This window comes from Vulcanisaeta distributa JCM 11217 (assembly GCF_001316005.1).
In the GTDB taxonomy this organism is placed as follows: Archaea; Thermoproteota; Thermoprotei; order Thermoproteales; family Thermocladiaceae; genus Vulcanisaeta; species Vulcanisaeta distributa_B.
This window is the reverse complement of record NZ_BBBJ01000010.1, coordinates 55,096-81,651: the sequence shown is the minus strand read 5'-3', so window position 1 is coordinate 81,651 and position 26,556 is coordinate 55,096. Positions and strand designations below refer to the sequence as shown.

Sequence of the window (26,556 nt, the reverse complement as noted above, 5' to 3'; positions counted from 1 at the left end):
AACAGCAACATTTATCCACTTTCTTCCTTAGCTTTTAATAATTCTACCAACCAACGCCCTCGCCGGTCCACATTCATAAGATCACACCCTTACCCTAATGCCTGACTCCATTAGATAAGCCTTAAGCCCTTGAATGTTTATCAACCCCCCCATGTGGAAAACGCTCGCGGCAAGGGCTGCGTCTGCGTACTTCAGGACCTCCGCGAAGTGCTCGACCCTGCCAGCACCACCGCTAGCAATAACCGGTATGTTAATTACATTGGAAATTGCCTTATAGAGTTCTATGTCATAACCTGCCCTAGTGCCGTCAGCGTCAATACTCGTTATTAACAACTCACCGGCGCCAAGCTCCTCAGCCTCCTGGCCCACTTAATGCCATCAAGCCCAGTTTCCCTTTTACCACTCTCCACGTAGACCCTCCACGAATTACCGCGCCTCCTAACATCGATCGCCACAACCACTGATTGAGCGCCGTACTCCCTGGAGAGTATTGTTACTAGCTCGGGATTCCTAACGGCCGCGGTGTTCACACTAACCTTATCAGCCCCCCCTGCCTTAAATGCCGCGTCTGCGTCCTCAAGGCTCCTTATGCCACCACCAACACCCAGCGGTATGTTTATTGCGCCTGCGACATCCTTAACGGTTTTAAAAAACGTCTTCCTACCCTCGATAGTCGCGGTTATGTCCAATAGAAAGATCTCATCAGCACCCTCCTCCTCATACCTACTCGCCAGCTCCACTGGGTCGCCCACTATCCTGAGACCCTCGAAATTAACGCCCTTGACCACCACGTCAGCATCCACGTCGAGGCAGTATAATCCTCCTAACAATACCCAAGGGCCTCATTACATGACCCCCCCCTTGAGGCTTCTCACGGAATCATCAACGTATTCCATGGCTTGGGCCATTGAGAGCCCTAGGGACTTAAATAGTGCCTCGGCCATGTGGTGATCATTCTCACCCCCCCACCTTATTTCCGCGTGTATTGTCGACCTTGAGTACGTGGCTAGAGTCCTAACGATGTGCGGAATCATCTGAGATGTTAAATCGCCGATCCTCTCACCAATGAATGAGCCCCCCCTGAAGACCCAATAAGCCCTACCACCAAGGTCCACGGAAGTCACCGCGAGGGCGTCATCCATGGGGACCATGGACCAGCCAAACCTCCTAATACCAACCCTATCACCCAGTGCCTTATCAATTGCCATGCCCAGGGCTATGAAGATGTCCTCAACCACATGATGGTCATCGAAGCCCCCCCTTAAATCCTCAGCCACGACCTCACCCGACGCGTTCATGTAGAATATGAGCGTCTCAAGCATGTGATTAAGGAATTTAATTGGCGTCAACACCTTAATACTGCCGGGGGCCAGTGCCAGGTTTACGTAGATCCTCGTCTCCCTCGTCTCACGTCTAACCTCAGCCCTCCTAACCCCCCCAGCGCCCTGCACAATCAACACCCCCCCTTACATACAATGCATAGCCTATGATAACCCCCCCGTCGATCCCTAAATCCCTCAATTGCTCAATGTGCCCGCACGTTGAGATTCCACCTGCGTAAAACACCTCATCAGCCTTACTCCTTAGTAGTTCCACAATTTTCCTGTTGATTAAGGGGCCCATGCCGGTACCCTCCACGTCAATGGCCGTGTAAATCAATGCATGCACCCTGGGCAGTGAGTTTATGATCGCTGGTAACTCACCTATGGGTTTTCTCCAGCCTCTACTCATCACAAGCCCGCCTAATACATCTATCGAGACGACTATCGACTCATAACCAAGGCCCTTAATGAACTCATTAATGGTGCCTGGCCTTTCAAGGGCTACCGTGCCTATGACAACCCTACTACAGAGCCTAAGGGCCTCCTTACCGACCTCCAGCGTCCTAATACCACCACCAACCTCACACCTGCCGTTAAATTCACGGCCTATCCTGGCTATTGAATCAATGTTTACTAACTTACCTTGTTCAGCGCCGTCTAGGTCAACTATGTGAACAAAGCTGTACCTCCTTGTTAATTTAATGGCTTCATCAATACTAAGCCTAACCAACTCCGTACCCTTCATCCCCCCCTAACTCTCTTAACGGCATAACCACCGCTTATGTCAATTGATGGTATAACAATCATTAAGTGATCACCTTCTCGATGCTCATAACCAGGATGTCTTTAGCACCTGCATTCCTTAATTTAACAAGGAGACTTGGTAACTCATCCTCAGGGACCACGCTGATTACCTCCTTAAAGGGCTTATTCGCGATATCGGCAACGGTAGGCCCCCTCCATGGCTGGTAATATGGATAGGACTTGGGCTAGGGATTCCGTGGGTACATTCATTAGGATAAGCTTCCTATTGACTGAGGATTTAACACCACGTAATAATACTAGGAGCTTCTCCATGAGGTCACCGCAATTGTTAATTCCTGAGTCGTTGGCTATGAGGACAGCCTCGGTCTCCATGATTACGCCAATGGGTCTTAATCCATGGATCCTCAGTGTGGTTCCTGTGGACATAACGTCAACAATTGCGTCGGCCACGCCAAGGAGTGGCATTATCTCGGCACTACCCGATATCCTGACTATCCTCACATTCTTACCATGAGCCTTGAAGTAATTCAATGCTAAGTTAATATACTTAGTCGCGACCCTTATTCCGTCACTTATATCATCAATGCTCTTGATACTTGACGTATTGGGTACGGCAATTACGATTTTCCCATTACCAAAGCCCAACCTCTCGATAACCTTAACCTCCGACTGACTTTCAACGACATAATCAAGCCCCCCCGTGATCCCCATCACGGCGGCGCCGGACTCGACAATGTACGGTATATCCTCAGGCCTGGCCCTAATAATGTTTAGGTCGGGCCAGTTCGTTGGTATCATTAGCGCCCTGTCGTCATAAACCTGCAATTTAATGCCAACATCCTCCAGCAACTTAATCGTTGGTTGAACTAAACGACCCTTTGATGGGATTGCCATTATGCATGTTCCAGCGCCATCAGGAACGTATATATTTAGGGTATATAAGTATTACTGCAATTTAAAGATAATAACTATGTGTTAAATTACCAGCATATAACTTACTTATTCAAACCATGAAGAATCTCGCCCAGCGTGTTAATGAACTCTACCGCAATGGGCTTAGGAGGCACCGTAACCCTAAGACAATCCTCACAAAGAACCTTACCGCTTAAGTTCCTAACCACAAAGCCCCCTACTGAACAATTTACTGTATACGTCATTAGCCTATGAGGGTCACCTACGTGGAATGTTACGAAGTTTGTTACCGAGGGTATCGGCCTCAAGCCTATGCCTCTCAACGACTTAATCATGTATTCTCTCACCTCAATTATTTCATCAATACTCCTCTCAACGTAATCCCTCAACTCCAGGGCCCGTAGTACCAGGGCCATTGAAGGGTATGGAATATTATGTGGTAATGACAACCTGTTGAGTCCGTTAATAATCACGTCAGAGGCCACTACATAGCCCACCCTAAGGCCTGCTAAACCCCCCCAGGCCTTAGAGAACGTCCTCACTATCGCCAAGTTATCGTAATCCCTAACTAGGTCTATGAGACTATACCTGGCGAATTCGGCATAGGCCTCATCAATAATCACGAGAGACCTAACACGCGTTAGTAGGTGCTCGATCAATTCCCTATTGAATAAATTACCCGTTGGATTATTTGGGTTACATATGTAAATAATGTCGTAGGAATCCCCAATTTTAACAATGCCATCGACATCTAAGTCGTAAGTGTTGGGCTTAAGAAGAAATTGATCAACACTTATTCTCATGGACTCCGCCAGGATCTTAGGCATTGAGTATGTGGGTTCAACAATGAGGATTTTTCTAAATCCATGTAGTGCAAATTGAATGAGTAGTCTTAACCCCTCATCACCGCCGGCTACGGAAAACACGTTATTGACATCGACATTAAGGTACTTAGCCAATGCCTCATTGAACGTGGGGTTAAGGGGTTCAGTATAGTATCTAATCATGTCAGGATCCAATAATACAGTGAGTAATTTCTCATAGTATTCACGTGGTAGGAATAAATTCTCATTAAAGTGAAGCCTATGTACTCTATAGCCAACGTTTGGTTCCTCGTAGAAATTAAGAGATAATACGCCCCCCCTCCAGGACATCAACCCATACACGGAATTAATAATTTATAAACATTACATCATAATTCTATATAATTTTAATAATTCTTAGGAATAACCATGCATGTAAATCATTATTCCCGTTTAGTCCTTTTAATGATGATTGTCGCGATTATAGAGCTTATCACTATTAATATTGTGCTCCATATCATGTTTATCGTTATTGCCGTTAACCATGGCCCTGGCTTTGTGGAGGCGCCGGCCATCAGCGTTGTTATTATTGCGGCCCAAGCCGCTAGCCAGGTTCCGCCGTTATAGCCTAGGCCAGCGCCTGTGGCTCTGACGCTTGGTGGTAGTAAGTCCCTTATGTACACCTGCAGTACGCCAACGGGTAGCACCGCTATGAAGTCCCAGAGTAGTACTAACCAGCCGTTACCGAGGATGAGTATTGCATACATTGTTGGGTATATTAGGGCTATGATTATTAATGCCGTGGCCAATAAGGCCCTTGCTGAGCTCCTGAACAAATCAACCAGGGCACCGCCGAAGATACTACCAATGGCGTCGCTTGCGGAGAGCACGGTGAGTATTAGGCCCGCCAGGGCTGGCGTGTAATTAAGCACGCTTTGTAGTACGAATGGTGAGAGCTCAAGCATTACGTAGTACTCGTAGAGGAAGCCCATTGTGGCCAGTAGTATTGTTATTACGGGGGGGAGCCAATACTTAGTGAACAATGTCTTGTATGGACTCCTCACCTTCTCCGCAGCCTCCCACTCAAGGGCTTCGGTTAAGAACCTCCTCCTAAATAGCCAGCCAATTACTGTGGTCACGATGCCGCTCCAGAAAACTATTCTCCAGCCAATGGTATACATGGCGCTCTCCGGAAGGTAGGTGGCTACCAACGTGTATGTGAAGGTCACGCCGAATATGCCAATGTCAAAACCAGCCTGCATAATACCGCTCGCCAAGCCCCTCCACTTAGTGACGCTCTCAACAGCCATGACACCACTCGATGAGTACTCGCCGCCCAGGAAGAAGCCGACCGCAAACCTGAGTATTATGAGGAGCGCGATGGCGGCTAAGCCGGCCTGGGCGTAAGTTGGTAGGAAGCCCATTAGGAAGCTTGAGAGACCAGCACCAAGCATTGTTATGTATAGTACATACCTCCTGCCAACTCTATCTGCGAGGTTGCCAAAGAAGACGCCACCAAGTGGCCTAACGGCAAGTGATACACTAAAGGCTGCCAGTGTGGCTAGTATGGAGCCTAATCTACCAAGCTGGCTGAAGAAGACCTGGGCAATTATTGGCGCAACGAAGGCGTAAGCAACGAAGTCATACGCATCTAAACCCCCCCAACCCAGCATTGAACCAACGACATTACGCCAATTACTTACCTGTGTTCCAGCTTCATAACCACCGATTCACCATTCACTATAACCTATTTAAGCTTTACCCATTTATATCTACTTTTCTATTAATACCAGGGTAATCACTATATACTATATTCCTTAATTATTAAGGACCTCAACTCATCCAACGACGAGACATTAACCATATCCACATTATTACTCATTAGTAATGCATCTGGATCCTTAAGTGCGTGACCAGTGGCTATTAAAACCACTTTATCCCCCGTGTCAACCATGCCCTCACTCAATGCCCTTAGGTAACCAGCCAATGATGCCGCGCTGGCAGGCTCAACACCAATGCCTTCCCTGCCTAGCATTCTCTGGGCCATCAATATCTCATCATCACTAACCTCAATGAATTCACCACCACTATATTTAACGGCCCTGTAAGCCTGAACCAATTAACGGGCTTGCCAATCCTTATTGCCGAAGCCACGGTCCTTGGATTATCAATCCTCGCCTCACCCAAGCCCTTCCAATACCTAACCATTGGCGCAGCCCCCCCGATGCTTGGACGCCAATCATTTTTGGCACATGATCAATCACGCCAAAATCAACTAACTCCCTAAACCCCCCCTTCCAAATAGCGTATATATTACCACCATTGCCCACCGGAACAAAGACATAATCCGGGACACCGATCTCCTCCACTATTTCGTAGGCCGCCGTTTTCTGACCCTCCAACCTCCACGGATTTATCGAATTGAGTGGGTAATAATTAACGTTGTTAACACGGCCATTACTCAGCACGGTCTCCAATACGTACTCCAACGCGTTATCGAATGTGCCGGGGGGGACCTCGGCTATCTTCGCACCATGCAGTATCGCCTGCCCTAACTTACCCTTGGCAACACCACCCTTTGGCAGAACAACAACGCACTCAAGGCCTGCCCTGGCCGCATAGGCAGCCGCCGACGCCGCCGTATTCCCCCCCGTTGATGCCACTATAACTCCCCCCCTGACACCTATTGATGAGGCTAATGAAACACCGACCGTCATACCTCTATCCTTGAATGAACCCGTTGGATTCGCACCCTCAAACTTAACATAGGCATTACCATAACTCCTCAACCTAATTAATGGTGTTGAACCCTCGCCCATCGCGACGATATTACTCGGCTCAGGCAATAATTCCCTATACCTCCACACACCTCTGCCATGTAGCCTATTCCAGATCAACTTAACCCTATCAGCGATCAGTAAAGCATCAAGTAATTCACCGCATCTTGGGCATCTCATTACGTATGGGCTTGCCTCAGTCTCAAAGCCACACCTTGGGCATTTTAGGATATACTTACCGAGGAGTTTTGAATTCATGCCTGGGTTTCCATTTCAATCCCCAGGTAATTAAGGTTATTTAGGTTATTTAAGCATTACCATTAAATTAATAGGGCATTAATTCATGGTAATACTCTTAAATAAATTATAAATCATGTTACTACCAACAGCATGAGGGAGTTTAAGGTATTAATAATTGGCTTTGGAAATGTTGGTCAAGCATTCTTCAAGCTACTTAATTTAAAGAGGGACTTGATTCGAGCGAACGTCTCTATCAGCGAGATAATTGATAGGAGACGTGGACATATTGTTAGCCCGAGTCCTAATATCCTGGATGAAGCTCGTAGCGGCAGGTTGTTGGGCAGGAGGGTAAGCCTTGACGAGATTCCTAGGCTCATTGAGGAGAGTGATGCGGATATTGTTTGTGAATTCACGGATTTGAATATTAAGGAGAAGGGTGAGCCCGCGTTTACTTACTTATCGACGGCTATTAGGAGTGGTAAGCATGTGATAACGACTAATAAGGGGCCAATAGCCTTTCACTACGATGAGTTGATGGAGCTTGGCAGGAGGTTTAATAGGCTTGTTAGGTTTAAGGGTACGGTAATGGCCGGCACACCATCCTTCAACATAATCGACTTACTACCCGGCATTAAGGTTAATTACTTCATGGGGATCCTCAACGGCACCACGAATTACATACTTACGAGGATGTACGAGGGAATGAGCTTCGATGAAGCCCTTAAAGAAGCTCAGGGGGGGAAGGGTTATGCCGAGGCTGATCCCTCGCTTGATATTGATGGTTGGGATGCAGCCCTAAAAGCCATAATTATCTCCAGGGTGCTTGGTTGGAGACATAGCCCTGAGAACATGGAGGTTAGGGGAATACGCAATATTGATATCAAAGCCTTTGGGGGGGATAGGATTGTTAAGTTAATAGCCTATGCCGATAGGGAAACTGCATACGTTAGGCCCACCCCCACTGGATAGGAATGATGTCCTAGCCCATGTAAATGGAAACTTAAATGCATTAAAGATAAATACTGACACCCTGGGCGATATCACGATCATGGGGGGGCCCGGGGGGGCTGGGCCTATCGAGACAGCGCAGGCCGTGTTGACAGACCTAATTTACATAATCAATAATGCCAGGGATTAAACACTCATAATATGTTTAACGCCTTCATAGTCTCTAGGGTCAGTACCGTGATTCCAGCGGCACCGCGCACTAGGTTATCGCCTAGGGCCACAAGCCTTAACACCCTATTCCTAATCGACACCCTACCAACACTGACGGCCATTGGGTCTAAGTCCCTGGCAGGTTGGGGTGCGTCAATCCTGTTGATAACCTTAATTGGTTCCTTGGGTGCCGTGGGTAACTCCCTCTCCTGAGGCAGGGATCTGAACCTACTCAACCTATTAATTATGTATTCGGTGTCCACATCCTTAGTTAGTACGGCATGTATTACGGCCATATGCCCATACTTAACGGGCACCCTAGTGGTTGTTACATACACGGGTCTTCCCCAGGGCTCGAACTTATCCGGGAATTGCCTACCCAACATCTTATTCAGCTCAGCATCGATTTTCTCCTCCTCACCCTTTATGAACGGTATCACGTTGCCATCAATGGCCAGATAAGACACACCCAGATACCCTGCCCCCAGAGACTGACTGGAGCGTTACAATGTGGAGGGAATCTATTAAGTCCTGAATTGGCTTTAGGGGCATGGATATTATTGCCGCGGTGCAGTTCGGGTTCTTAACAATCCAATTACCCTTAACCTCCCTGAGTATGTTTAAGTGTTCCCAATTAACCTCTGGATTTATTAATGGGATCCTCGGATTCATCCTCTCAGGTGATGCGTTTGAAATAACACTCAACCCAGCATTCAATAGCCTACTCTCGATAGGCCAGGCAACGTCATTCGGCAGTGCCGAAAGTACCACGTCAGCTGACTTATGGTCTGGAGGTTCTGTGGACACTAACGTGATGTCCCTGGCATATTCAGGTACGTCACCCGATATGAACCAGCGAACCGCCTCTCCATACTTACGACCAACCTTACCTGGAGACGCTGATAGGCCAACGACCTCAATGAACGGGTGATTACTCAATAGCTTAACCATCCACTGACCAACGAGTCCCGTGGCCCCCCCGAGTATCGAGACCCTTATGCGATCCATGATCTCACCCACCTATGGAGATCCCTGGCCAGCGATACGGCGTCATCCCATTCATTTAACAGTGCTGACACCGCATGTTGATCATCATTAATAGTCTCCACGTCGTGAGACGCCATTATCTTATACGCCTCATTCCTTAAGCGACTCACCTGCGAAATCCTGCAACCAACCACGGATACCCTAAACGCTCCCCTAACCTCATTTAAGGTGACCAATTTAGGCGTTGATACGCAGTTATTGATTACGTAAGTGCCATCCTCACGCCAGGGATCCGTTATGAGTGTTAAGACCTTACTCTTTAATAGTGGTTCGAAGGTCCTCGGGTGGAACTTCTTTGCACCAAGCAGCGACGCCATGTAGGCCTCGTCATAACCAACCTCCCTAAGGAGTACTGCGTCGCTTATGATCCTTGGATCACCGCTGAGAATACCACCACTATCCGTGTAGAAGGTTAATCGTGATGCGCCCAGGTAACTTGCTAGCAATGATGCTGTGTAATCGCTTCCGCCTCTACCGAGGGATGCGTACCTACCATCATTGGTAATCCCAAGAAAACCTGGAACCACAACAACATCGTACTTACTAAGGACGCTGCCTACCCTCTCAATCACATACTTACTACTTAGCTCATGATTAACCGAGGCAAAGCCCCCAATTACTATCCGTAACTATGCCTGGCTCATAAATGGCCTTAGCCTTAAACCAAGTAAATCATTAAGGGCTCTCTCAATTAACAATACCGAGAGTAACTCGCCGTGAATTATCACGTGATCCTTGATCCACGGCTCGTTAAGATTTATGAACCTACTTAATTCCTCACGAATAAGCTCGAGGAATGACGCCAGGTCATTGAGACCAAGGTTTAGGGCTTCATCTATATAGATTGAAACGGCATCGTTGAGAGCCTCCTTATCGTGGTTGTCGAAGGCCCTTATTAATAGGTCCGTAACGCCCTTCATCGCAGAGACAACAAGCACAAGCTTGTTACCCAGGTAATCCCTACCAACAACCCTACCTATTACATTAAGGACATTACCACCCGTTAATAATGAGCCACCCACCTTCGAAATCCTCACCTCCCGTTCTAGTACAGGTTTCCATTTCCATCCGACCACCTCTATATAGGCACGAACATAACACATATTTAAAATTTACTATCTCGAATATAGTATATATCTAATGCCATGATATAAATAGCAATAACAATATATAGAATTTAATGTTAATGCAGCGCATTAATGCATTATGAGTTATTTACCTTTATAATTATAAATCATCAAAATATAATTAAGCCCATCAACTAGGGCCTCAACACTAGCCGTAATTATACTTGTTGACACACCCACAGTCCTCCAACTAACCTTACCATCGCTAAACTCCATGAGAACCCTAACAACACTCTCCGTACTCTTAACCTCGCCAGGAAGTATAACCCTATAATCGGTGAGCCTTACATTATTAAGTTCGGGGGGGAATAGTCTCGAAGCAATGCTTCTTAATGCCCTATCAATTGCATGGACAGGCCCAACACCCTCGGCAACGCCTAACTCGCCATTGACCTTAACCATGGCGATGTGCATGTCATCATCACTAACCACCTTCCAGTACTCAACCCTTAATGCATCCTCATAAAGCCCCCCCATCTCCCTAAGAGCAATGAGTATTGCCGACGCTGGAGCCAGGTCAAAGCTATAACCTTTATTCTCAAGATCCTTTATTCTCTCCAGTGCGCGTTTAAGCTTGGGTCATCCTTATTCATATTAATGCCTAAATCCTTAAGGTGCACAAGTATGTTTGATGAACCCGCGAGTTCTGAAACCACGAATTTCCTAGTATTACCAACGAGCTCCGGATCGACGTGCTCATACGCCCTTGTCACCTTAGAAACCCCATCAACGTGCAAACCAGCCTTATGAGAAAAGGCGTAATCACCCACGTATGGCTGGTACGGATTCGGATTTAGACCTGCAGCCTCATAAACGAACCTGGACACAGCCTTCAACTTCTTAAGATCATTAACATCCCTAAGCACCCTGAAACCAAGCTTAAGCACTAAGTTCGGTATTACCTGAACCAGGTCAGCATTTCCGGTTCTCTCGCCAAGCCCATTAATCGTCCCCTGAACATGGCGCGCACCGGCTAATACGCCCATTACCGTATTTGCAACAGCACAGCCAGAGTCATTATGCATGTGGACGCCGATTATCGTCCTCAGCTCATTCACGGTCTTACTCGTTATTTCATATACCTCATGGGGGGGAAGCATGGCACCGTTAGTATCCGCAAGCACCACTGTATCGGCTCCGGCCTCCTCGGCAGTCTTGACGACTTTAAGCGTATACTCAGGGTCATCCTTAAACCCCCCCTGGTAAAAGTGCTCGGCGTCGAAAATCACGGTTAAGCCGTGATCCTTAAGGTAACGAATACTATCATAGACCATGTCCAGGTTATCCTCAGGACCAACCCTAAGGACCTCCTTAACATGGAGAATCCAGGACTTACCAACTAGAACCGCAACATCAACGCCAGAATCCAATATAGCCGCTAGATTGGGATCATCCTTAGCGCTAACACTCTTTCTTCTCGTCATACCAAAGGCAGCCAGCTTAGCATGACTCAGTGAGTAGTTCCTCATTATCCTGAAGAACTCAGCATCCTTAGGATTACTACCTGGCCAACCACCCTCTATGTAGTCAACGCCGAGATCATCAAGCATAAGGGCAATCTTAACCTTATCATTAAGCGTGAATGAGACACCAGTCATTTGAGCCCCCCCATCCCTAAGCGTCGTATCGAGAACCTCAACCCTCGCGGATTTCTACACCACCCATACTAAACCTGAGTTATAGTGAGTATATATAAGCATTACCTCATAACAATAATATATTAAGTATTACTCAACGAACATACAAAATTTAAATAGACCAACTAGGCATAGATACCGTGGGATCCAGGGAACTCATTGTCGAGGGCCCAGTAATTAAGGTTGGTGATAACATAGACACTGACGTGATAATACCCGCCAGGTACCTCGTCTACACTGACCCATCAATACTGGCTAAGCACGCCATGGAGCCTTTAATACCGAACTTCTTCGAGAAGGCGAGTAAGGGAGTTATTCTAGTCGCCGGTAGAGGCTTTGGAATGGGCTCGAGCCGCGAGCAGGCGGCGATTGCCCTAAAGGCGGCTGGCGTTAAGGCCGTATTGGCCGAGTCCTTCGCCAGGATATTTTACAGAAACGCAATTAACAATGGCTTACCAGTGCTTGTAGTGCCCGGCGTTAGTAAGGAGGTTAATGATGGTGATTTCGTAAGGGTTAACGTGAGCACCGGTGAGGTCATTATTAACAACGGGCAGAAGTTACTGAGGGCTAGGCCAATAACGGGCATGGCCCTTGAAATACTAATTAGTGGTGGTCTGCTTGAATATATAAAGTCACGTGGAGTATCAGGCAATACTTAAGCAACCTCATTACCGATCAAGGTTTTGTAAAACTTCTAATAAAGTCATTGATAAGGGAATCTATTAATCACCAATACTGAGGAGGTTCTGAGTACCTAACCTTACTGGCATCATCATCCACGAACCTCCATTTACCACTACCCGCAGCTAGAATAACAATACCCAACTCCTCCGATAACTTGTCGTTAATTATTACCTCCTCCTCAATATGCGATATAACGGCATCACAGACAACATCGCGGGTCTCCCTATCGTCGGTTACCACGGTTATTTGCACCGAATTCGGTACAACGTACTCCCTGATAGGCCCACCAGCCGTGCCCAGTTCAATTAAGTACGCATTATCTGGTGGTGGCCATAACGATAAGGCCCTAGCTAAATTAAGCGGTACCAGTACCTGAGGCCTCTCAGTCTCAGCCCGTATTAACGAGTGCGGTCGTGATCACCTCTCGCTCCTTCACCCTCAGCCTTACCTTCACCCTTATCGCCACGGTTAATCACCCATATATGCCCAATCCTACGCCTAATAATGTAAATATGCCCAATCCTACCCCCCCTAACCCTAGTGTTGCCCACAAAATTATCAAAATTTTTATAGTTAATAAATCCTAATTTACGTAAGGTACTTCCTAGGATCAACGAACTTACCATTCAATGCAGCCGCAGCGGCTACAGCCGCATTTGCCAGGTAAACTTTGCCCTCAGGCGAGCCCATCCTGCCCCCCCTAAAGTTCCTACTGCCCGTGGATATCGCCACCTCCCCCCCAGGGCCGACTAGGCCAAAGTGCCCGCCAAGGCATGGGCCACAGGTGCCGTACGTCACCACGCAGCCAGCCCTCACGAGCGTATCTATGTAACCTAATTCCGAGGCCTTTATGTAGATCTCACGTGAGGCAGGTATCGCCACGCACCTACTCCTCACCCTGCCATTCCTCAATATCTTAGCCGCAACCTCAATATCGCTAAGCCTACCATTTGTGCATGAGCCTATGAACACGTAATCCACGTCTAAACCCTCAACCTCACTTATTGACTTCACATTATCGACACTATGCGGCGCAGCTACCAATGGTTCAAGCGACCCAGCTCAACATCATAACCATCAACATATTTAGCGTCTGGGTCTGGCGTCACAGGCTTGACCTCGACACCCCCCCTCTTCTCCTTAATGTGCCTCACGGTCTCGCCGTCCGGCACGAACATGGCAGCGTCAAGCCCGAGTTCCACGCCCATGTTAGACACGGTGGCCCTATAATCCATTGGGAACGCACCTGGATCCTCAACAAAGAACTCGGCGGACTTACCATTAAGTCCCTCAGCCCTAAACACACTTAGCAAGTGCAATGCGACATCCTTGCCGTAAACCCCCCCAGGGCTGGGCTTACCAAGTATCCTAATCTTAAACGGTTCAGGGACCACGAGCCAGGTCTTACCCGTTATCACTATGGCGGCTATATCACTAGCCCCCCCAAGCCCCCCCTGGGCAAAGGCGCCCACCGCACCTACAGTCGTTGTATGGCTATCAGCAGCCATAACCACCTGGCCAGGTAATGCATAATGATCAAGGAGCAATTGGTGCAGTATTCCATCACCAACATCATGGAAGAATTTAATGCCGGCAGCCTTTGCGAACTTCCTAAGCCCAACTTGAATCTCGGCAGCTCTCTCCGTGGGTGGTGGAGCTAAGTGATCAAAGGCTAAGACGAACTTATTGACATCCCAAACCCGGACAACCCCCCCCATCTTCTCCATAACCTCAACCACGTGATAACCCGTGAGGTCATGAAATGCTGCTAGATCGACATTTATCTCCACAACATCACCAGGACTTACGGATTTACCTGATGCCCTGCCTAGTATCTTCTCAGTCAGTGTTAGGCCCATTGATTCCTAGGAAATATATAGTGTTTATATGGTTTATCTTATAATACAGAGATTATGAATAATACATTGTTATTTCGTAATTTTATTGTTTACCTCAAATAGTAAATAGTAAGTAGAGGAATTAAGCTTAAACATGGTTATGAGTATGGGGCTGAAACTCCTGAACTCATTGATAATCGCCATAGGTAATTCAGGAAGTCATCAACATCTCTTTCAAGCTCCTTTATTTCCTCATCAGTTATGTGAGACCACCTGGATTGAGCCTTAACAAACTCCCTCAGCGGCTTGCGCAGTTTCTTATCCATGTACATGTCACTCGGTGGGTTTATGATTAGCCTATCGTGGTCCCACTCGTACAGTGGGAAGTAACCCGTTTCTGTGGCGAGCCTCGCAATCTCAATCATCTTCTCATCAGGAAATCCCCCCCAGCCTGGTGGGCATGGTGCTAGTACGTGTATGAAGGCTGGACCCTCGTCAAGGTAAGACAACGCCTTCCTAACCTTATTCACTAAGTCAATTGGGTAGGCCACGTTTGCCGTCGCGGCATACGGAATGTGGTGGGCAATCACTATGCTCATTATGTCCTTCTTCTTCTGTATCTTACCTCTAATGACCGTTCCGGCGGGCATCGTCGTAGTCTTTGCGAACTTAGGTGTTCCTCCGCTTCTTTGTATTCCTGTGTTCATGTATGCCTCATTGTCGTAGAGTACGTATAGGACACCGTGACCACGCTCAAGCATACCACTGAGGCTTGCAAACCAATATCATAAGTACCACCATCACCAGCGATGGCTATAACCCTGGTATTCCTCCTTAACAAGCCATTCTTGTTAAGGGCCTTTATAGCGGCCTCTATGCCCGACGCGACGGCGGCGGCATTCTCAAAGGCCACGTGTATGTACGGGACTCCCCATGACGTGTATGGGTATATGGTCGTCGTGACCTCCAGGCAACCCGTTGGGTTCACTATGATCACATCGGGCCCCCCCGATGCCTTTAGTATTAACCTGGCGGCCAGGGTAGCACCGCAGGCTGGGCAAGCCGTGTGGCCAGGCGCTAGGTACTCCTCCCTAGGTATGTCGAAGAATGACCTAGCAAGCTTGACCTTAACTGCCATACTCCCTCACTCCCATGTATAGCGTATTCCTCATTAGGTTCGTTAATTCGGATGTACTTAATATCCTGGTCAGTTCCTCAATATCCCTTGAAAACACCGTCCTTTGGCCGAGTCCATGAACCACAGAGATAACCGGCACATCCACGCCCCTGGACTTTAGCGCTGACGCAATCTCCAACGCCACCGGGCCCTCAATTGGCGCCCCTGGACTAACCGCCCTATCAATGACGGCCACAGCCTTAACGCCCTCAACCACCCTTACCAATTCATCGATTGGAAATGGCCTAAACAACCTAAGTCTCACGGCGCCAGCCCTGATACCCCTCCTCCTGGCCAGTCGATAGCTCTCTTAGTATTGCCCCAGATGCCGCCGTAGGATAGCACCACGTAGTCCGCATCATCAATCCTGTACTCCTCAATTAACCTATAATTCCTACCAAAGGTTTTATTAAACTCGTCATGAACCTCCTTAATAATGCTCATTGAGTTATGCATTGCATCAATCACCTGATACTTGATTTCGTAATACCACTCGGGTATCGCCATGACGCCCATGGTTATTGCTTACTACTATCTAGTATTGGCCTATTGATCCTCTTTGGTGCAAACCTCCTAATAAGGTCTAAGTCATATAATTCCACGGGTTCTGTGGTGTGGCTCATTAGGAATCCGTCGTAGGACACCATGACGGGTAGTAGGACCTGCTGTCCTCGGCGATCCTGTAGGCCATGATTATCGAATCATAAACCTCCTGAGCACTCGAAGCGATCATCACGATCCAACCCGTGTCTCTAACAGCCACCAGATCCTGATAATCACCGTGTATGCATATTGGCGCTGAAGCGGCCCTCGTGGCCAGGGCCATGACTATTGGAAGCCTGAGGCCCGAGGCTATGTAGAGTAGTTCAAACATGTAGAAGAGTCCCTGGCTTGAGGTTGCAGTGAACGTCCTAGCGCCTGCCGCTGAGGCACCTATTAATGCCGACATGGCGCTGTGCTCGGACTCGACAGGTATGTATTCAGCGCTCATCTCGCCATTTACTATGAAGTCCGCGATCCTCTCGACAGCCGGGGGTCTGCGGTGTTATGGGGGGGTATGCCGCCACAACGTCGACCTCAGCATCCTTAGCGGCGTATGCAGCGGCGTGGTTTGAAGTAACCGCGATCCTATCCCTAATGATGCCCCTCTTAATCTTTGGTTCAACAGTTACTAAGCTCATTCTTCAACACCCTCAGGGATCATGGTTATTGCCTTGACTGGGCATTCGTGGGCGCATATTCCGCAGCCCTTGCAGTGGTCGTAATCAATCTCGTATGTTATTTCATACCTCCTACCATCCTTAGTAACGTAGGGCTTATCGAGTTCAAGTATTGCCGGTTCGGGACAGTACATCCAGCAGGTCCTACACCTAATGCACGCGTCCTGGTCAATCACAGGCCTCTCAGTCCTCCAAGAGCCCGTGCTATTCTTAGCGGTGCTCATCGGCTCGATTATATAACCACCAATGGCCGGCAACTCCCTCCAACCCAGCAATTTAACGGTCTTTGGCGCCCAGGCACCTGAGCTCATTTAATCACCCTCGCCTCATTATACGCAACCCTGACCAACTCAGCATTTAATTTACCTAATTTACCACCGAAGACCTTTAAAACGGCATCGGCCACGTCGTCGACCGTTAAGGCATCAAAGACCCTCAGTAATGCACCGAGCATTGCCGTATTAACTATAGCCCTACCCAAGTACTTAGTTGATAAGTCGTATGCATTCACATGAACTATACCACCGCCAAAACCTCTTAAATACGGCTCAACTGTTTCATAACGCCTTGAATTAACGATTATGTAATCCCGCGTTCTCTCAGGTATTTCTGGGTTAACCCTCAGTAGGTCTGGACCAAAGACTATGGATATATTGGGCCTATCTATGGGTTCCCTAACCTCTATCGGCTCAGTGGATATTGCTAAGTACGACCTAACGGGCGCACCCCCCCTCCTTTCCGGCCCAAACTCTGGGTATGCCAATGCGTATAATCCCTTACCCACAGCTGCCAACGCCATTATCTGCGCTGCGGTTACGGCGCCCTGCCCACCCCCCCTGCCAAAGAACACCATTTCATAGCTTTCACCTGCCATATTAAGTCCTCATTGAGCACAATTTAGTTATAAACAATTTTACAAATTTTTAAGTATTTATAATAATGAAATTAGTCCACTGTAGAAAACCTTTGATGCAATTAATGATTACGTGGCCAACACGACATAAAGGATGTGATTTCATCATTCTCTCTCATTAATTGGCGAGTACTTTAAGTCGCGTGGACCCACGTAATACTCCATGGGCCTTATTAATCTACCCCCCCATATTCCAATACTCAAGCACGTGAGCCACCCAACCAACTATCCTAGCTAATGCAAAATTGGCTGGGTTGTACTCCATTGGAAAGCCCAGCATGTAGTAGATTAGGGATGCGTAGAGATCGGTATTGGCGTGCACGCCCTTATGGCCCAGGTGCTTCTCAACCGCATCCTCAAGCGCCCTAGCCGTCTCAAAAAGCCTCAAGTAATCACCGCCCTTACTCACCGCCAACCTCCTGGCAAGATCCTTTAAATAAACCGTCCTTGGGTCCGCAAACCTCTTATACACCTATGTCCAAACCCTATTATCTTCTCACCCCCCCTCCTTACCTTATCAATTACGTACTCCTCCGCGCGGCTCGGATCGCCAACCTCGATTATCGTCTTCAGAGCCTCGAAATTCGCACCACCATGCAATGGACCCTTTAGGCTTGAGATGGCTGCCACGATCACTGAGTATATATCAGTTAACGTGGATGCCACGGTAACGGCGGTGAATGAGGAATTATTCATGCCATGCTCCATGTAAGTTATGAACATGGTCTCCAAAGCCCTAAGCTCCTCATCACCGGGTTCCCTGTCGAAAAACATGTAATAATAATTGGCTACATGACTTAGGTCCGCCCTGGGTCTCGGTACTGAGCCGTCCACGGTCAATCTATGGTATGTCGCAACGATGGTTGGCGCCATGGCTATTAACCTAATTGCTTTAACTTCCTCATTGGGTCCCTTGGCCGCGGCCTCCCCCATCAAGGGTGCTAGGTAATCGATGCTTATCCTAAGTACGTCAATCGGCCTAAGGCCCTTGGGCAAACCCCCCCTGAGGAATGCCAGTAATTCCTTAGGTAATTCCCTATTCGACGCTAATTCATCCGTGAACTCCCTCAACTCCGCCTTACTCGGTAATTTACCCCCTGAGTATTAAGTACGCAGTCTCCTCGAACGTGGATTTAAGGGCTAGGTCACTCAGTTCATAACCCCTATAGTATATCTTGGCATTATCAAGGTCTATTAGGCATATGCTGCTTTCCTTAACGTAAACACCTTCTAATCCCCACTTAATCTCGGGCTTGAGGGTCATGAGGTTCTATGTAGAGTGTGGGTCTTTTTTGATAAAATTTGTTTATTTTTAATAATGATAAACACCGCATTACCTTCCTCTTCGTTGTTCAATTATTACCTTTGACCTAATGAACCTAATTACGTTGGGTATTCTAATTTCGTTTGGGCAGTTTTCCTGGCATAGGCCGCAACCCGTGCATAGCCACACGGCTTTACGCACCCAATCATTTATTATTCCCAGGTTCGCCAACTTCATTACCAACCTCGTGTTCAACCCGAACTCGGACATTGGGCAGACCGTGGTGCACGTACCGCATTGATAGCATAGTGACGCCGTGGGTTCAAACTTAAGTAACTCCTCCTTAAGTGTGGGGTTAGCCACGGCCATCCCCCCCATCACCTTAGTTGCTTGATTCTTTGTTTCGTCTGCTCAATCTCCTCCTTAGTCACAGTTTCGACAACTCTCTTCGCCTCATTGGCAGCCTCTATGAAATCCTTAACATCTGGTGCGCCGAATAGTCTTAGTTGGAATCTTTCCTCCCTAACGCCTATGTTTTTTAGTCTCTTTTTCCAGTTTTCGAATCTTCTGACGGTGTTGTAATTCGCAGTTATGTAGTGGCAGTCACCAAGCTACAACCAGTCACAAACACACCAGCAGCACCAAGCTCAAAAGCACGCTTAACGTGTCTCCAGTTAAGCCTTGAGCTACATTGTAACCTAATTATCCTGATATGCGGTGGATACTGAAGCTTTAGTATCCCCCCCGTATTATCGGCTGCGTAGTAGGAGCAGTAGGCGCATGTGAACATTATAACCTTCTTCTCAGGCTCCTCAGCCAAAGCAGCCTCAACCTGAGCTAAAATAGCATCATCACTTAGTAAGTCCATGTCTAATGCGCCGTATGGGCACTCGCCAACGCATGAACACAGCCCTGACAGGCAACTGGGTTTATCGTAACTGGCTTACCGGGCTCACCCTTAATGGCGCCGTACGGGCAAGCCTTAACGCATAGCAAGCAACCAACGCACTTACTTGGATCCACCCTCGGTACCGAGACCTCCTTAATCATGTAGTCCCTAGTCAATAACGTCAACGCCCTGGCGGCCGCTGCGTAACCCTCCAGGACGGCTTCACCGAAGCCCCCCTATGAGCCCTGACAGCCCCCCCTGCTATGAATATTCCTGGGGGTCATCGTGTCCACTGGGCCGAGCTTCGGGTGAGCTCCATCAGAAAGCCCTCCTGATCCTTAGAAAGCCTCAAAATCTTAGAAACCTCGTCTGAGTTAGGTCTCATGGGCGTATTGAACACCACCGTATCAACGTGGACCGAGACATCACCGCCGAGTTCCACATCCTTAATCACGGCAACATCATGATTAAGTGACACGTAATTCATTACGTCACCCTCTCGGGACTCTAAGTATTGTAATGCCAGCCCTCCTAACCTCCCTATATAAATCCTCGTATTGCGTACCAACCATCATGATGTCCTTAACGATTACGTACACGTTCTTACCAGCCTTCTCAACGCTAATGCCGTGTTAAACATGATGGCTTGGCAATAGGGCTTATTGCACTCGTCGATGAATAATACGTCATTACCAGTACTTAAGCCCCCCCTATTGATTAAGTCGTGTATTGTCATGACATTAAGTCCATCGCTAACATTATAATTAACGGTATTGATGGGGTTGGCTCCCGTGGCGACTATTATTGCGCCAACGTCGAGTTCGACGCCGTTGCTTAGGACCACGTGGAAGTTACCCGTGAAGCCCGTGACCTCCTTAACCGTGGTTCCATAATAAACCCTGACCCTGGAGTTCTCAAGGACCTTAAGCGATTTACCAACTACCTCCTTAGCCCTCGTGCCCTCCGGTAAGTACTTAATTACGAAATCGTTTAGGTAAGGACCACCGCATCTATTCCCTAGCTCAACCACTATTGTTTCAACGCCTGCGTTGGCGAGGGCATTAACGGCCGCAAGTCCCGCTGGTCCGCAGCCAATGACCAGCGCCCTTTTGACTATACCGAGCTTCTCAGCCTGAAGGGCTTCATGAGTGGTGCCTTGGCTACGGCCATTCTTATCATGTCTTTTGCCTTTTCTGTGGCTACCTTCCTGTCGTTGTGGACCCAGGTGTCCAGGTTCCTAATGTTCGTCATCTCCACGAGGTAAGGATTAAGACCAGCCCTCCTCGCAGCATCCTGGAAAAACCTCAAGTGCGTGACCGGCGAGCAGGCCGCAACAACGACTCTATTAAGGTTATTTTTCTTTATCGACTCAGCAATGCGGTCTAACCCAGCCTTCGAGCAAGCAAAGGGTATGTCCTCGGCGTGGACCACGCCGGGTAATTCCCTTGAAAACTTAACTAACTCGTTCACATCGGCAACGCCGGCTATATTACTGCCGCAGTGGCAGACGAAGACGCCAATCCTCGGTTTCTCCGTCTCTATGGTTTCACTAAACTCCTCGGTCTCTATTGCTGATTTACCCATGAAGCTCACCGCCTGCGCCGCCGCTGCTAAGCCCATGAGTACCGACTCCGTGATGTCCATGGGCCCAGAGGCGCTTCCTGCCACGAAGATGCCAGGGATCCCTGTCTCGACAGGGTTTGCCGGGTTTGCCTTGATGAAACCGTATTTATCAAGTTCGAGACCCAATACATTGGCTAATCTCCGCAGGTCCTTGGGGGGCTTTATGGTCGGTGCCAGGACTACCATGTCGTAATCCTCGATCCTGACCTCCCCCCCACTCCGCGTATCCTCATACTTAATCCTTATTGAGCCATTAACGGAGTTATCACCATTGGTCTACCATGGACTATCCTAACGCCCCCCCTCTCAACAGCCCTTTGGTATAGGTTCTCGAAGCCCTTGCCGTATGTCCTAACGTCATTCATGTATAATATGGTGACGTCATCGATACCGTGATTCTTTGCGTAAATGGCTTGCTTAAGTAGGTACTCACAACAGACCTTTGAGCAGTATGGGTTAGCCTTATTTGTCCTGGAGCCTATGCAGGATATGAATAGGACCTTCCTCGGGCGCTCATGGTTACTTAGCCTAATTACCTCGCCCAATGATGGCCCTGTGGCATTGACGAGCCTCTCGAACTCCATTGCGATGAGTATGTCTGGGTGCTTGCCATAGCCATACTTAGCCAGTACTTCGCCATCCTCTAACTCGTAGCCCGTGGCTACTATGACTGCCGCCACTTCTCTCTCGATTATCCTGGGCATCATCGTGAATAGTATGGTCCTAGGCTCGCAGACGCTAACGCATCTATTGCAGGCTATGTTCTCGGGGGGCTTGTTTAGGCATAGGTCTGGGTCTATGGCATAGATGCCGGGCTCGGCCTGCGGGAATGGCAAATATATCGCCTTTCTAAGGCCAATACCTGCATTGTACTCGCTTGGAGTAGTCATGGGGGGGCATACGTTCTCGCACAACCCGCATTTCGTGCATTCATCTGTCACGTACCTAGGCTTGACGAGGATCCTAGCCCTATAACGCCCCCCCGGCTCACCCCCCCTTAATTCCAGGAGTTCCGCCATTGTTAGTACCTCAATGTTCTTATTATTCGAGGTATCACTCATCAACGGCCCCCCCTCTATGCATATGCTGCAGTCGAGGGTTGGGAATGTCTTGTCGAGCATCGCCATCTTACCGCCGATAGTCGCTGATTTCTCAATTAACGTTACCTTATAACCCATGTTAGCCAGGGCAAGGGCAGCCTCAATACCAGCAATACCACCACCAATTATGAGAACTCGATTACTAGTAAAGCCCTCCTGCACAACCTTAGTTCCGCCAATCTTCGTTAAGTAATCCTTTACCGTTATCTCCTCCTCACGCTCAACGTATATCGCATTCGTTGGGCAGACCCTCTCGCATATGCCACATGCAACGCAATCAAGTTCCTTACCAGGCTTAACCCTGACATAATGATAACCCCCTCGGATTAACCTCCTCCTTGGTTAGTTCCAGGACATTCATTGGGCACCTTCTAACGCATAGTTCATCGCCAATACACATCTCCGGCGTAATCTTAAGCTTACCCAATGGTCTCCTCACCTTATCAATATCCAACGCTCTATAACCCACGGTTTAATTGATCGCTCCATAGATTAAAAATTGCCTAAGTCAAAAATAAAAGATTAATAAGTCAATAGACTAAGCTCTAAATTATTAAAAATTATTCATAATACATAATCATGATTTATCATTAATAAAAACACCAGTAACATCGGTTATTTAGCACAAGCCAGGTAAAACGAGGAAATGCATTTGAAGCAAGATAAATTGCTTAAAACTACAACGATGACCTATTTACTTCTCATTAATTGCCTCAAGAATTCACCAACCCTCTCAACCTGGCTATTACTAACCTGCTCAAGCAATTCCCTGAGCCTTGGCGCACCCCCCCTCTGATACTCGGCAACCCACTCCTTAGCAAATTCACCATTCCTAACCCTCTCAGCAGCCTCCTTCATCCTCCTCTTAACATCCTCATTAATTACGTAAGGCCCAACCGTTAAGCCACCATACCTAGCCGTCTCGCTCACGCCAAGGAGCATCCCAGTGAGTCCCCCCCTCTCCCATATTAAGTCCATTATCAATTTAGCCTCGTTAATGGCCTCGAAATACGCCACCTCAGGTTGGTAGCCGAGTTCCACCATAACCTCAAAACCATACCTTAACAACTGCAGTAGCCCACCAACCAGTACGTTCTGCTCACCTATTAGTCAGTCTCCGTCTCCTCAGCAAAAGTCGTCTCTATAACGCCAACCCTCGTGAACCCATTGGCCTTCGCAATAGCCAACGCAGTCTTTAGGGCATTTCCAGTGAAGTCTTGATGAACAGCAACCAGCGCCGGGACTCCCCAACCCCCCCTAACGAACTCATCCCTAACGGCCTTACCGGGCGCCTTGGGCGCTATTAGGACTACGTCCACATCACTCGGCGGTTTTATTAATCCGAATCTAATGTTGAAGCCGTGGGCGAAGACCACCGTCATGCCACGCCTAAGGTTTGGCGCAATCTCCGACTCCCAAACACTTGGCTGCGCCATGTCGGGCAGTAGGACCGCTATTACATCAGCCCTCCTAACCGCATCACCCACCTGGTAAACCTCAAACCCCCCCTCCTGCCTAGCCAGGTCGAAGCTCTTGCCCGGCCTAACACCAACAATGACCTTAACGCCACTATCCCTCATGTTCAACGCCCACGCCCTACCCTGAATGCCGTAGCCCAGCACCGCGATTACCTTACCCTTTATCACCGATAGGTCCGCATCCCCCCCATCTTTGTATATCCTAGCCATTACTAATCACCACCTTATTCATGTGTACTTCTTCAGGCATATATTTAACATTTACCACATCGTAGAGCTTATCAAGCTTATTACAAACCCACCTAACCTCATCCTCCTCACCCCCCCTTGCCCTAATAGAAACCCTGATAACTGAGTCGCTCATGTCTATCACTATGTGTCTAATTGTTATCTTGCCCCCCTCCTGATCACGTTCATAGCCCTAACCACGGCATCGAACGGGTTAACCTCATTACTCATTATGATCTCTATCGAGAAATCACCCTCCATAGCCCTCACCCGGTACCTAAGGTCGACCTTAAAGCCCTCCGGGAATATGACCTCCTCAAGCCACTTGCCTGAGGGTACGAAGGGCAGGACGAAGTCCCTCTCCCTATCAATGGTTACGTCAACAATCAGCGCCTCATTATTCCTAACGGCCCTTGCAACGGCACTCCTCAACTCATCATAATTACTCGGCCTAACGCCCTCTATCCCGTAGGCCTCGGCTATCTTCATGAAGTCTGGGTTTACGTTGAAGTCTACGGCAATTATCCTCCTATTATACAGCATCACCTGCCAATGCCTAACAAGCATGAGTGTTGAGTTATCAAATATAGTCACTATCACGGGTAGGTCATACTCACGAATAAGGGCTAGGTTCTGCATGGTCATTTGGAATGAGCCATCACCATCAATATCGAGCACAGGCACGTCAGGCCTAGCTATCTTTGCGCCCAGGGCTGCGGGTAGTCCAAACCCCCCCATTGTACCAAGGCCCGCACTTGTTATGAAGGTCCCAGGCACATAGACGTCCCAGTGAAGCTCGCACCACATCTGGTGGCTGCCAACCCCCCCGTCGTAGTTATTGAGTGCGGCGGCATCACCTCCCTAAGGACCTTCAGGACCCTCCACGGCGCAAACCCATTGACATCAACCCTCCTCCTATACTCCTCATAACTCTCCTTAATACCCCCCCTTAACCACTTGATGAATGCCTCGTGCCTCCTCTCAAGGGCCTTGGGTACTAGCTTAATCATAGTCGATAGAACCGCCTTAGCGTCACCAACAATGCCGACCTCGGGCTTGACATTCTTACCGATCTCGCTCCTATCAATGTCAATGTGTATTATCTTCCTACCCCTCCTAAACTCGTTGAAGTTGCCCACAGTCCTGTCGCTGAATCTCGTACCCACGGCGAGTATCACGTCGGCATTTATTATGGCTGCATCGGCCTCTAGCCTACCGTGCATCCCCGAGGGACCCATAACCAGTGGGTGGTTACTGGGCACGCAGTTCTTACCCGGTAACGTAGTGACTATGGGCATGCCTATCAATTCGGCGAGGGTCAAGACTTCATCAGTCGCTCCACTCCAGCAAACACCACCGCCAACCAGCATCACGGGTCTCTCGGCAGTTAGGAGCAGCTTAAGTGCGTAGGCAATTAATGAGGGGGGGTCCGGCTCAGGGATTTCCTTTCTGGCTATCCTTATCACCTTGCTTTTAACAGTCGTCGGGTCAACATCCATCAACTGCACATCCCTCGGCAAGTCTATGACTACGGGACCCGGCCTACCATTAATTGATATTTCATAGGCAGCCTTATACACGGGGGGGACCAGGTCCTCAGGTCTCTTAACCATAAACGTGTGCTTGGTGACGGGCATCGTCGCGCCGACTATGTCCGTCTCCTGAAACGCATCCCTCCCGAAGAATGCTGTTGGTACTTGGCCCGTTATTGCTATTAGTGGTGATGAATCCATCATCGCATTCGCAAGCCCAGTGAGTAGGTTTGTGGCGCCTGGGCCTGACGTAACGACAACGGTCATGGGCCTCCTCATGACCCTACCATAGGCATCCGCGGCATGTATTGCACCCTGCTCATGCCTAAACATATAAACCTTAATATTAGAATTATATAACGCATCGAAGAACGGCATTATCTGGCCACCAATAATGCCAAAGACCTCCCTAACACCCATGCCCTCCATCTCCCTAACCAGTAAGTCAACGGCCCTAGGCACCGTAATCACCCGACGCATTTACTTCATGCATAACCACCGCGTGGTTTGACCGTGGACTTAACCCATTATTTTCCCTATTATTTTCATCCGTATCATACGTAAAGAATAAAGCACCTCATCAGACATAAGTCAATTTATAGAATATTTAAGCTTTTCCGCCATATAACTAGTGTAATGTGGATCATTCATTGGTTATGGTTAATCTATATCTTAGGGAAATACTTAAATAAAGTATTTTTATTACATGATACGGTGGGTTAGATTGCTCAGGGAGACGTAGTTAGGTCCCACCTGGAAATAAATACGTGAGATTGCTAGACACGACGCTCAGATGGTGAACAAACCCCCCCTGGTGTCGCC

At 48.3% G+C, this 26,556-nt stretch carries 19 protein-coding genes and 14 pseudogenes; 2 read left to right on the top strand and 31 right to left on the bottom strand.

The genetic code is table 11. The features are described from left to right. Nucleotides 1-81: 81 nt before the first annotated feature. The 7 genes and pseudogenes from hisF to JCM11217_RS10830 all read right to left on the bottom strand — a co-directional run bounded on the left by hisF (nt 82) and on the right by JCM11217_RS10830 (nt 6,621). Nucleotides 82-830, bottom strand: a pseudogene (gene hisF, locus JCM11217_RS10860) (imidazole glycerol phosphate synthase subunit HisF). A 15-nt stretch (nt 831-845) separates the two neighbouring features. Further along, nucleotides 846-1,460 carry an imidazoleglycerol-phosphate dehydratase gene (gene hisB, locus JCM11217_RS10855; RefSeq protein ID WP_054842920.1) on the bottom strand — a complete coding sequence of 205 codons (615 nt, stop codon included), beginning with the start codon at nt 1,458-1,460 and terminating at the stop codon, nt 846-848. Continuing rightward, nucleotides 1,429-2,067 (bottom strand): HisA/HisF-related TIM barrel protein, encoded by a 639-nt coding sequence (locus JCM11217_RS10850; RefSeq protein WP_243679265.1) that lies wholly within the window; start codon nt 2,065-2,067, stop codon nt 1,429-1,431. Before JCM11217_RS10850 ends, hisB begins: the two co-directional genes overlap by 32 nt. A 61-nt stretch (nt 2,068-2,128) precedes the next feature. Then, nucleotides 2,129-2,981, bottom strand: a pseudogene (gene hisG / locus JCM11217_RS10845) (ATP phosphoribosyltransferase). A gap of 101 nt (nt 2,982-3,082) precedes the next feature. Next, nucleotides 3,083-4,153: a histidinol-phosphate transaminase gene (locus JCM11217_RS10840; protein ID WP_054842919.1), complete on the bottom strand. Its 1,071-nt coding sequence runs from the start codon at nt 4,151-4,153 to the stop codon at nt 3,083-3,085. Nucleotides 4,154-4,245: 92 nt separating this feature from the next. Then, nucleotides 4,246-5,475 (bottom strand): MFS transporter, encoded by a 1,230-nt coding sequence (locus JCM11217_RS10835; protein WP_054842918.1) that lies wholly within the window; start codon nt 5,473-5,475, stop codon nt 4,246-4,248. A 128-nt stretch (nt 5,476-5,603) separates the two neighbouring features. Next, nucleotides 5,604-6,621, bottom strand: a pseudogene (locus JCM11217_RS10830) (pyridoxal-phosphate dependent enzyme). A gap of 348 nt (nt 6,622-6,969) precedes the next feature. Between JCM11217_RS10830 and JCM11217_RS10825 the strand changes: the two are divergent. After that, a pseudogene (locus JCM11217_RS10825) lies at nt 6,970-7,957 on the top strand (homoserine dehydrogenase). 4 nt (nt 7,958-7,961) lie between these two features. Here JCM11217_RS10825 and JCM11217_RS16660 read toward each other — a convergent pair. From JCM11217_RS16660 to cimA, 4 genes and pseudogenes are all read right to left on the bottom strand, one after another. Beyond that, nucleotides 7,962-8,444: an Asd/ArgC dimerization domain-containing protein gene (locus JCM11217_RS16660; RefSeq protein WP_243679264.1), complete on the bottom strand. Its 483-nt coding sequence runs from the start codon at nt 8,442-8,444 to the stop codon at nt 7,962-7,964. Further along, nucleotides 8,425-8,985, bottom strand: coding sequence for a hypothetical protein (locus JCM11217_RS16655; protein WP_243679263.1), 561 nt, complete (start codon nt 8,983-8,985; stop codon nt 8,425-8,427). Before JCM11217_RS16655 ends, JCM11217_RS16660 begins: the two co-directional genes overlap by 20 nt. Then, nucleotides 8,973-10,127 (bottom strand): annotated as a pseudogene (locus JCM11217_RS10815) (aspartate kinase). The gene JCM11217_RS16655 and the pseudogene JCM11217_RS10815 overlap by 13 nt, the downstream one beginning before the upstream one ends. 108 nt (nt 10,128-10,235) lie before the next feature. Next, a pseudogene (cimA, locus tag JCM11217_RS10810) lies at nt 10,236-11,749 on the bottom strand (citramalate synthase). Nucleotides 11,750-11,928: 179 nt separating this feature from the next. Between cimA and JCM11217_RS10805 the strand changes: the two are divergent. Then, nucleotides 11,929-12,447 carry a 3-isopropylmalate dehydratase small subunit gene (locus JCM11217_RS10805; protein WP_054842917.1) on the top strand — a complete coding sequence of 173 codons (519 nt, stop codon included), beginning with the start codon at nt 11,929-11,931 and terminating at the stop codon, nt 12,445-12,447. 67 nt (nt 12,448-12,514) lie between these two features. Here JCM11217_RS10805 and JCM11217_RS10800 read toward each other — a convergent pair whose 3' ends face one another. The 20 genes and pseudogenes from JCM11217_RS10800 to ilvB form a co-directional block, all read right to left on the bottom strand. Next, nucleotides 12,515-12,724, bottom strand: a complete 210-nt coding sequence (locus JCM11217_RS10800) for a hypothetical protein (protein WP_243679262.1) — start codon at nt 12,722-12,724, stop codon at nt 12,515-12,517. A 146-nt stretch (nt 12,725-12,870) separates the two neighbouring features. Next, on the bottom strand, nt 12,871-13,023 hold the full coding sequence (locus tag JCM11217_RS16650; RefSeq protein WP_243679261.1) for a hypothetical protein: 153 nt from the start codon (nt 13,021-13,023) through the stop codon (nt 12,871-12,873). A 37-nt stretch (nt 13,024-13,060) separates the two neighbouring features. Then, nucleotides 13,061-14,331, bottom strand: a pseudogene (locus tag JCM11217_RS10795) (3-isopropylmalate dehydratase large subunit). Nucleotides 14,332-14,468: 137 nt separating this feature from the next. Then, nucleotides 14,469-15,448, bottom strand: a pseudogene (locus tag JCM11217_RS10790) (thiamine pyrophosphate-dependent enzyme). Next, nucleotides 15,438-16,668: pseudogene (locus JCM11217_RS10785) on the bottom strand (ferredoxin oxidoreductase). Before JCM11217_RS10785 ends, JCM11217_RS10790 begins: the two co-directional pseudogenes overlap by 11 nt. Beyond that, nucleotides 16,665-17,018 carry a 4Fe-4S binding protein gene (locus JCM11217_RS10780; protein WP_054842915.1) on the bottom strand — a complete coding sequence of 118 codons (354 nt, stop codon included), beginning with the start codon at nt 17,016-17,018 and terminating at the stop codon, nt 16,665-16,667. The pseudogene JCM11217_RS10785 and the gene JCM11217_RS10780 overlap by 4 nt, the downstream one beginning before the upstream one ends. Then, the gene (locus JCM11217_RS10775) at nt 17,015-17,581 is read right to left on the bottom strand and encodes a 2-oxoacid:acceptor oxidoreductase family protein (RefSeq protein WP_054842914.1); all 567 of its coding nucleotides are present in this window, start codon (nt 17,579-17,581) and stop codon (nt 17,015-17,017) included. Before JCM11217_RS10775 ends, JCM11217_RS10780 begins: the two co-directional genes overlap by 4 nt. A gap of 217 nt (nt 17,582-17,798) precedes the next feature. Continuing rightward, nucleotides 17,799-18,884, bottom strand: a pseudogene (locus JCM11217_RS16645) (citrate synthase). Nucleotides 18,885-18,953: 69 nt separating this feature from the next. Next, a complete protein-coding gene (locus tag JCM11217_RS10760; RefSeq protein ID WP_243679260.1) occupies nt 18,954-19,247 on the bottom strand; it encodes a 4Fe-4S dicluster domain-containing protein in 294 nt (97 codons plus the stop codon). 14 nt (nt 19,248-19,261) lie between these two features. Beyond that, nucleotides 19,262-19,674 (bottom strand): annotated as a pseudogene (locus JCM11217_RS16640) (hydrogenase iron-sulfur subunit). A gap of 80 nt (nt 19,675-19,754) precedes the next feature. Then, complete coding sequence (locus JCM11217_RS16635; protein WP_243679259.1) at nt 19,755-19,949, bottom strand: 4Fe-4S binding protein; 195 nt, start codon at nt 19,947-19,949, stop codon at nt 19,755-19,757. Nucleotides 19,950-20,053: 104 nt separating this feature from the next. Continuing rightward, nucleotides 20,054-20,251 carry a hypothetical protein gene (locus JCM11217_RS16630; RefSeq protein WP_243679258.1) on the bottom strand — a complete coding sequence of 66 codons (198 nt, stop codon included), beginning with the start codon at nt 20,249-20,251 and terminating at the stop codon, nt 20,054-20,056. Nucleotides 20,252-20,362: 111 nt separating this feature from the next. Further along, nucleotides 20,363-20,869, bottom strand: a complete 507-nt coding sequence (locus JCM11217_RS16625) for an FAD-dependent oxidoreductase (protein WP_243679272.1) — start codon at nt 20,867-20,869, stop codon at nt 20,363-20,365. A 17-nt stretch (nt 20,870-20,886) separates the two neighbouring features. Next, nucleotides 20,887-21,582: a hypothetical protein gene (locus JCM11217_RS16620; protein ID WP_243679257.1), complete on the bottom strand. Its 696-nt coding sequence runs from the start codon at nt 21,580-21,582 to the stop codon at nt 20,887-20,889. Nucleotides 21,583-21,638: 56 nt separating this feature from the next. Next, entirely contained in the window at nt 21,639-22,658 is a 1,020-nt protein-coding gene (locus JCM11217_RS16615; protein WP_243679256.1) for an FAD-dependent oxidoreductase, read from the bottom strand. Between the two features lie 87 nt (nt 22,659-22,745). Next, nucleotides 22,746-22,757, bottom strand: a pseudogene (locus tag JCM11217_RS16610) (hypothetical protein); the annotation flags it as partial. Nucleotides 22,758-22,791: 34 nt separating this feature from the next. Next, the gene (locus tag JCM11217_RS16605) at nt 22,792-22,965 is read right to left on the bottom strand and encodes a 4Fe-4S binding protein (RefSeq protein ID WP_243679255.1); all 174 of its coding nucleotides are present in this window, start codon (nt 22,963-22,965) and stop codon (nt 22,792-22,794) included. Between the two features lie 221 nt (nt 22,966-23,186). Continuing rightward, nucleotides 23,187-24,184 (bottom strand): annotated as a pseudogene (gene ilvC, locus JCM11217_RS10750) (ketol-acid reductoisomerase). After that, complete coding sequence (locus tag JCM11217_RS16600; RefSeq protein WP_243679254.1) at nt 24,177-24,338, bottom strand: hypothetical protein; 162 nt, start codon at nt 24,336-24,338, stop codon at nt 24,177-24,179. Before JCM11217_RS16600 ends, ilvC begins: the two are co-directional and overlap by 8 nt. A 137-nt stretch (nt 24,339-24,475) precedes the next feature. After that, a pseudogene (ilvB, locus tag JCM11217_RS10740) lies at nt 24,476-26,163 on the bottom strand (biosynthetic-type acetolactate synthase large subunit); the annotation flags it as partial. Nucleotides 26,164-26,556 lie beyond the last annotated feature (393 nt).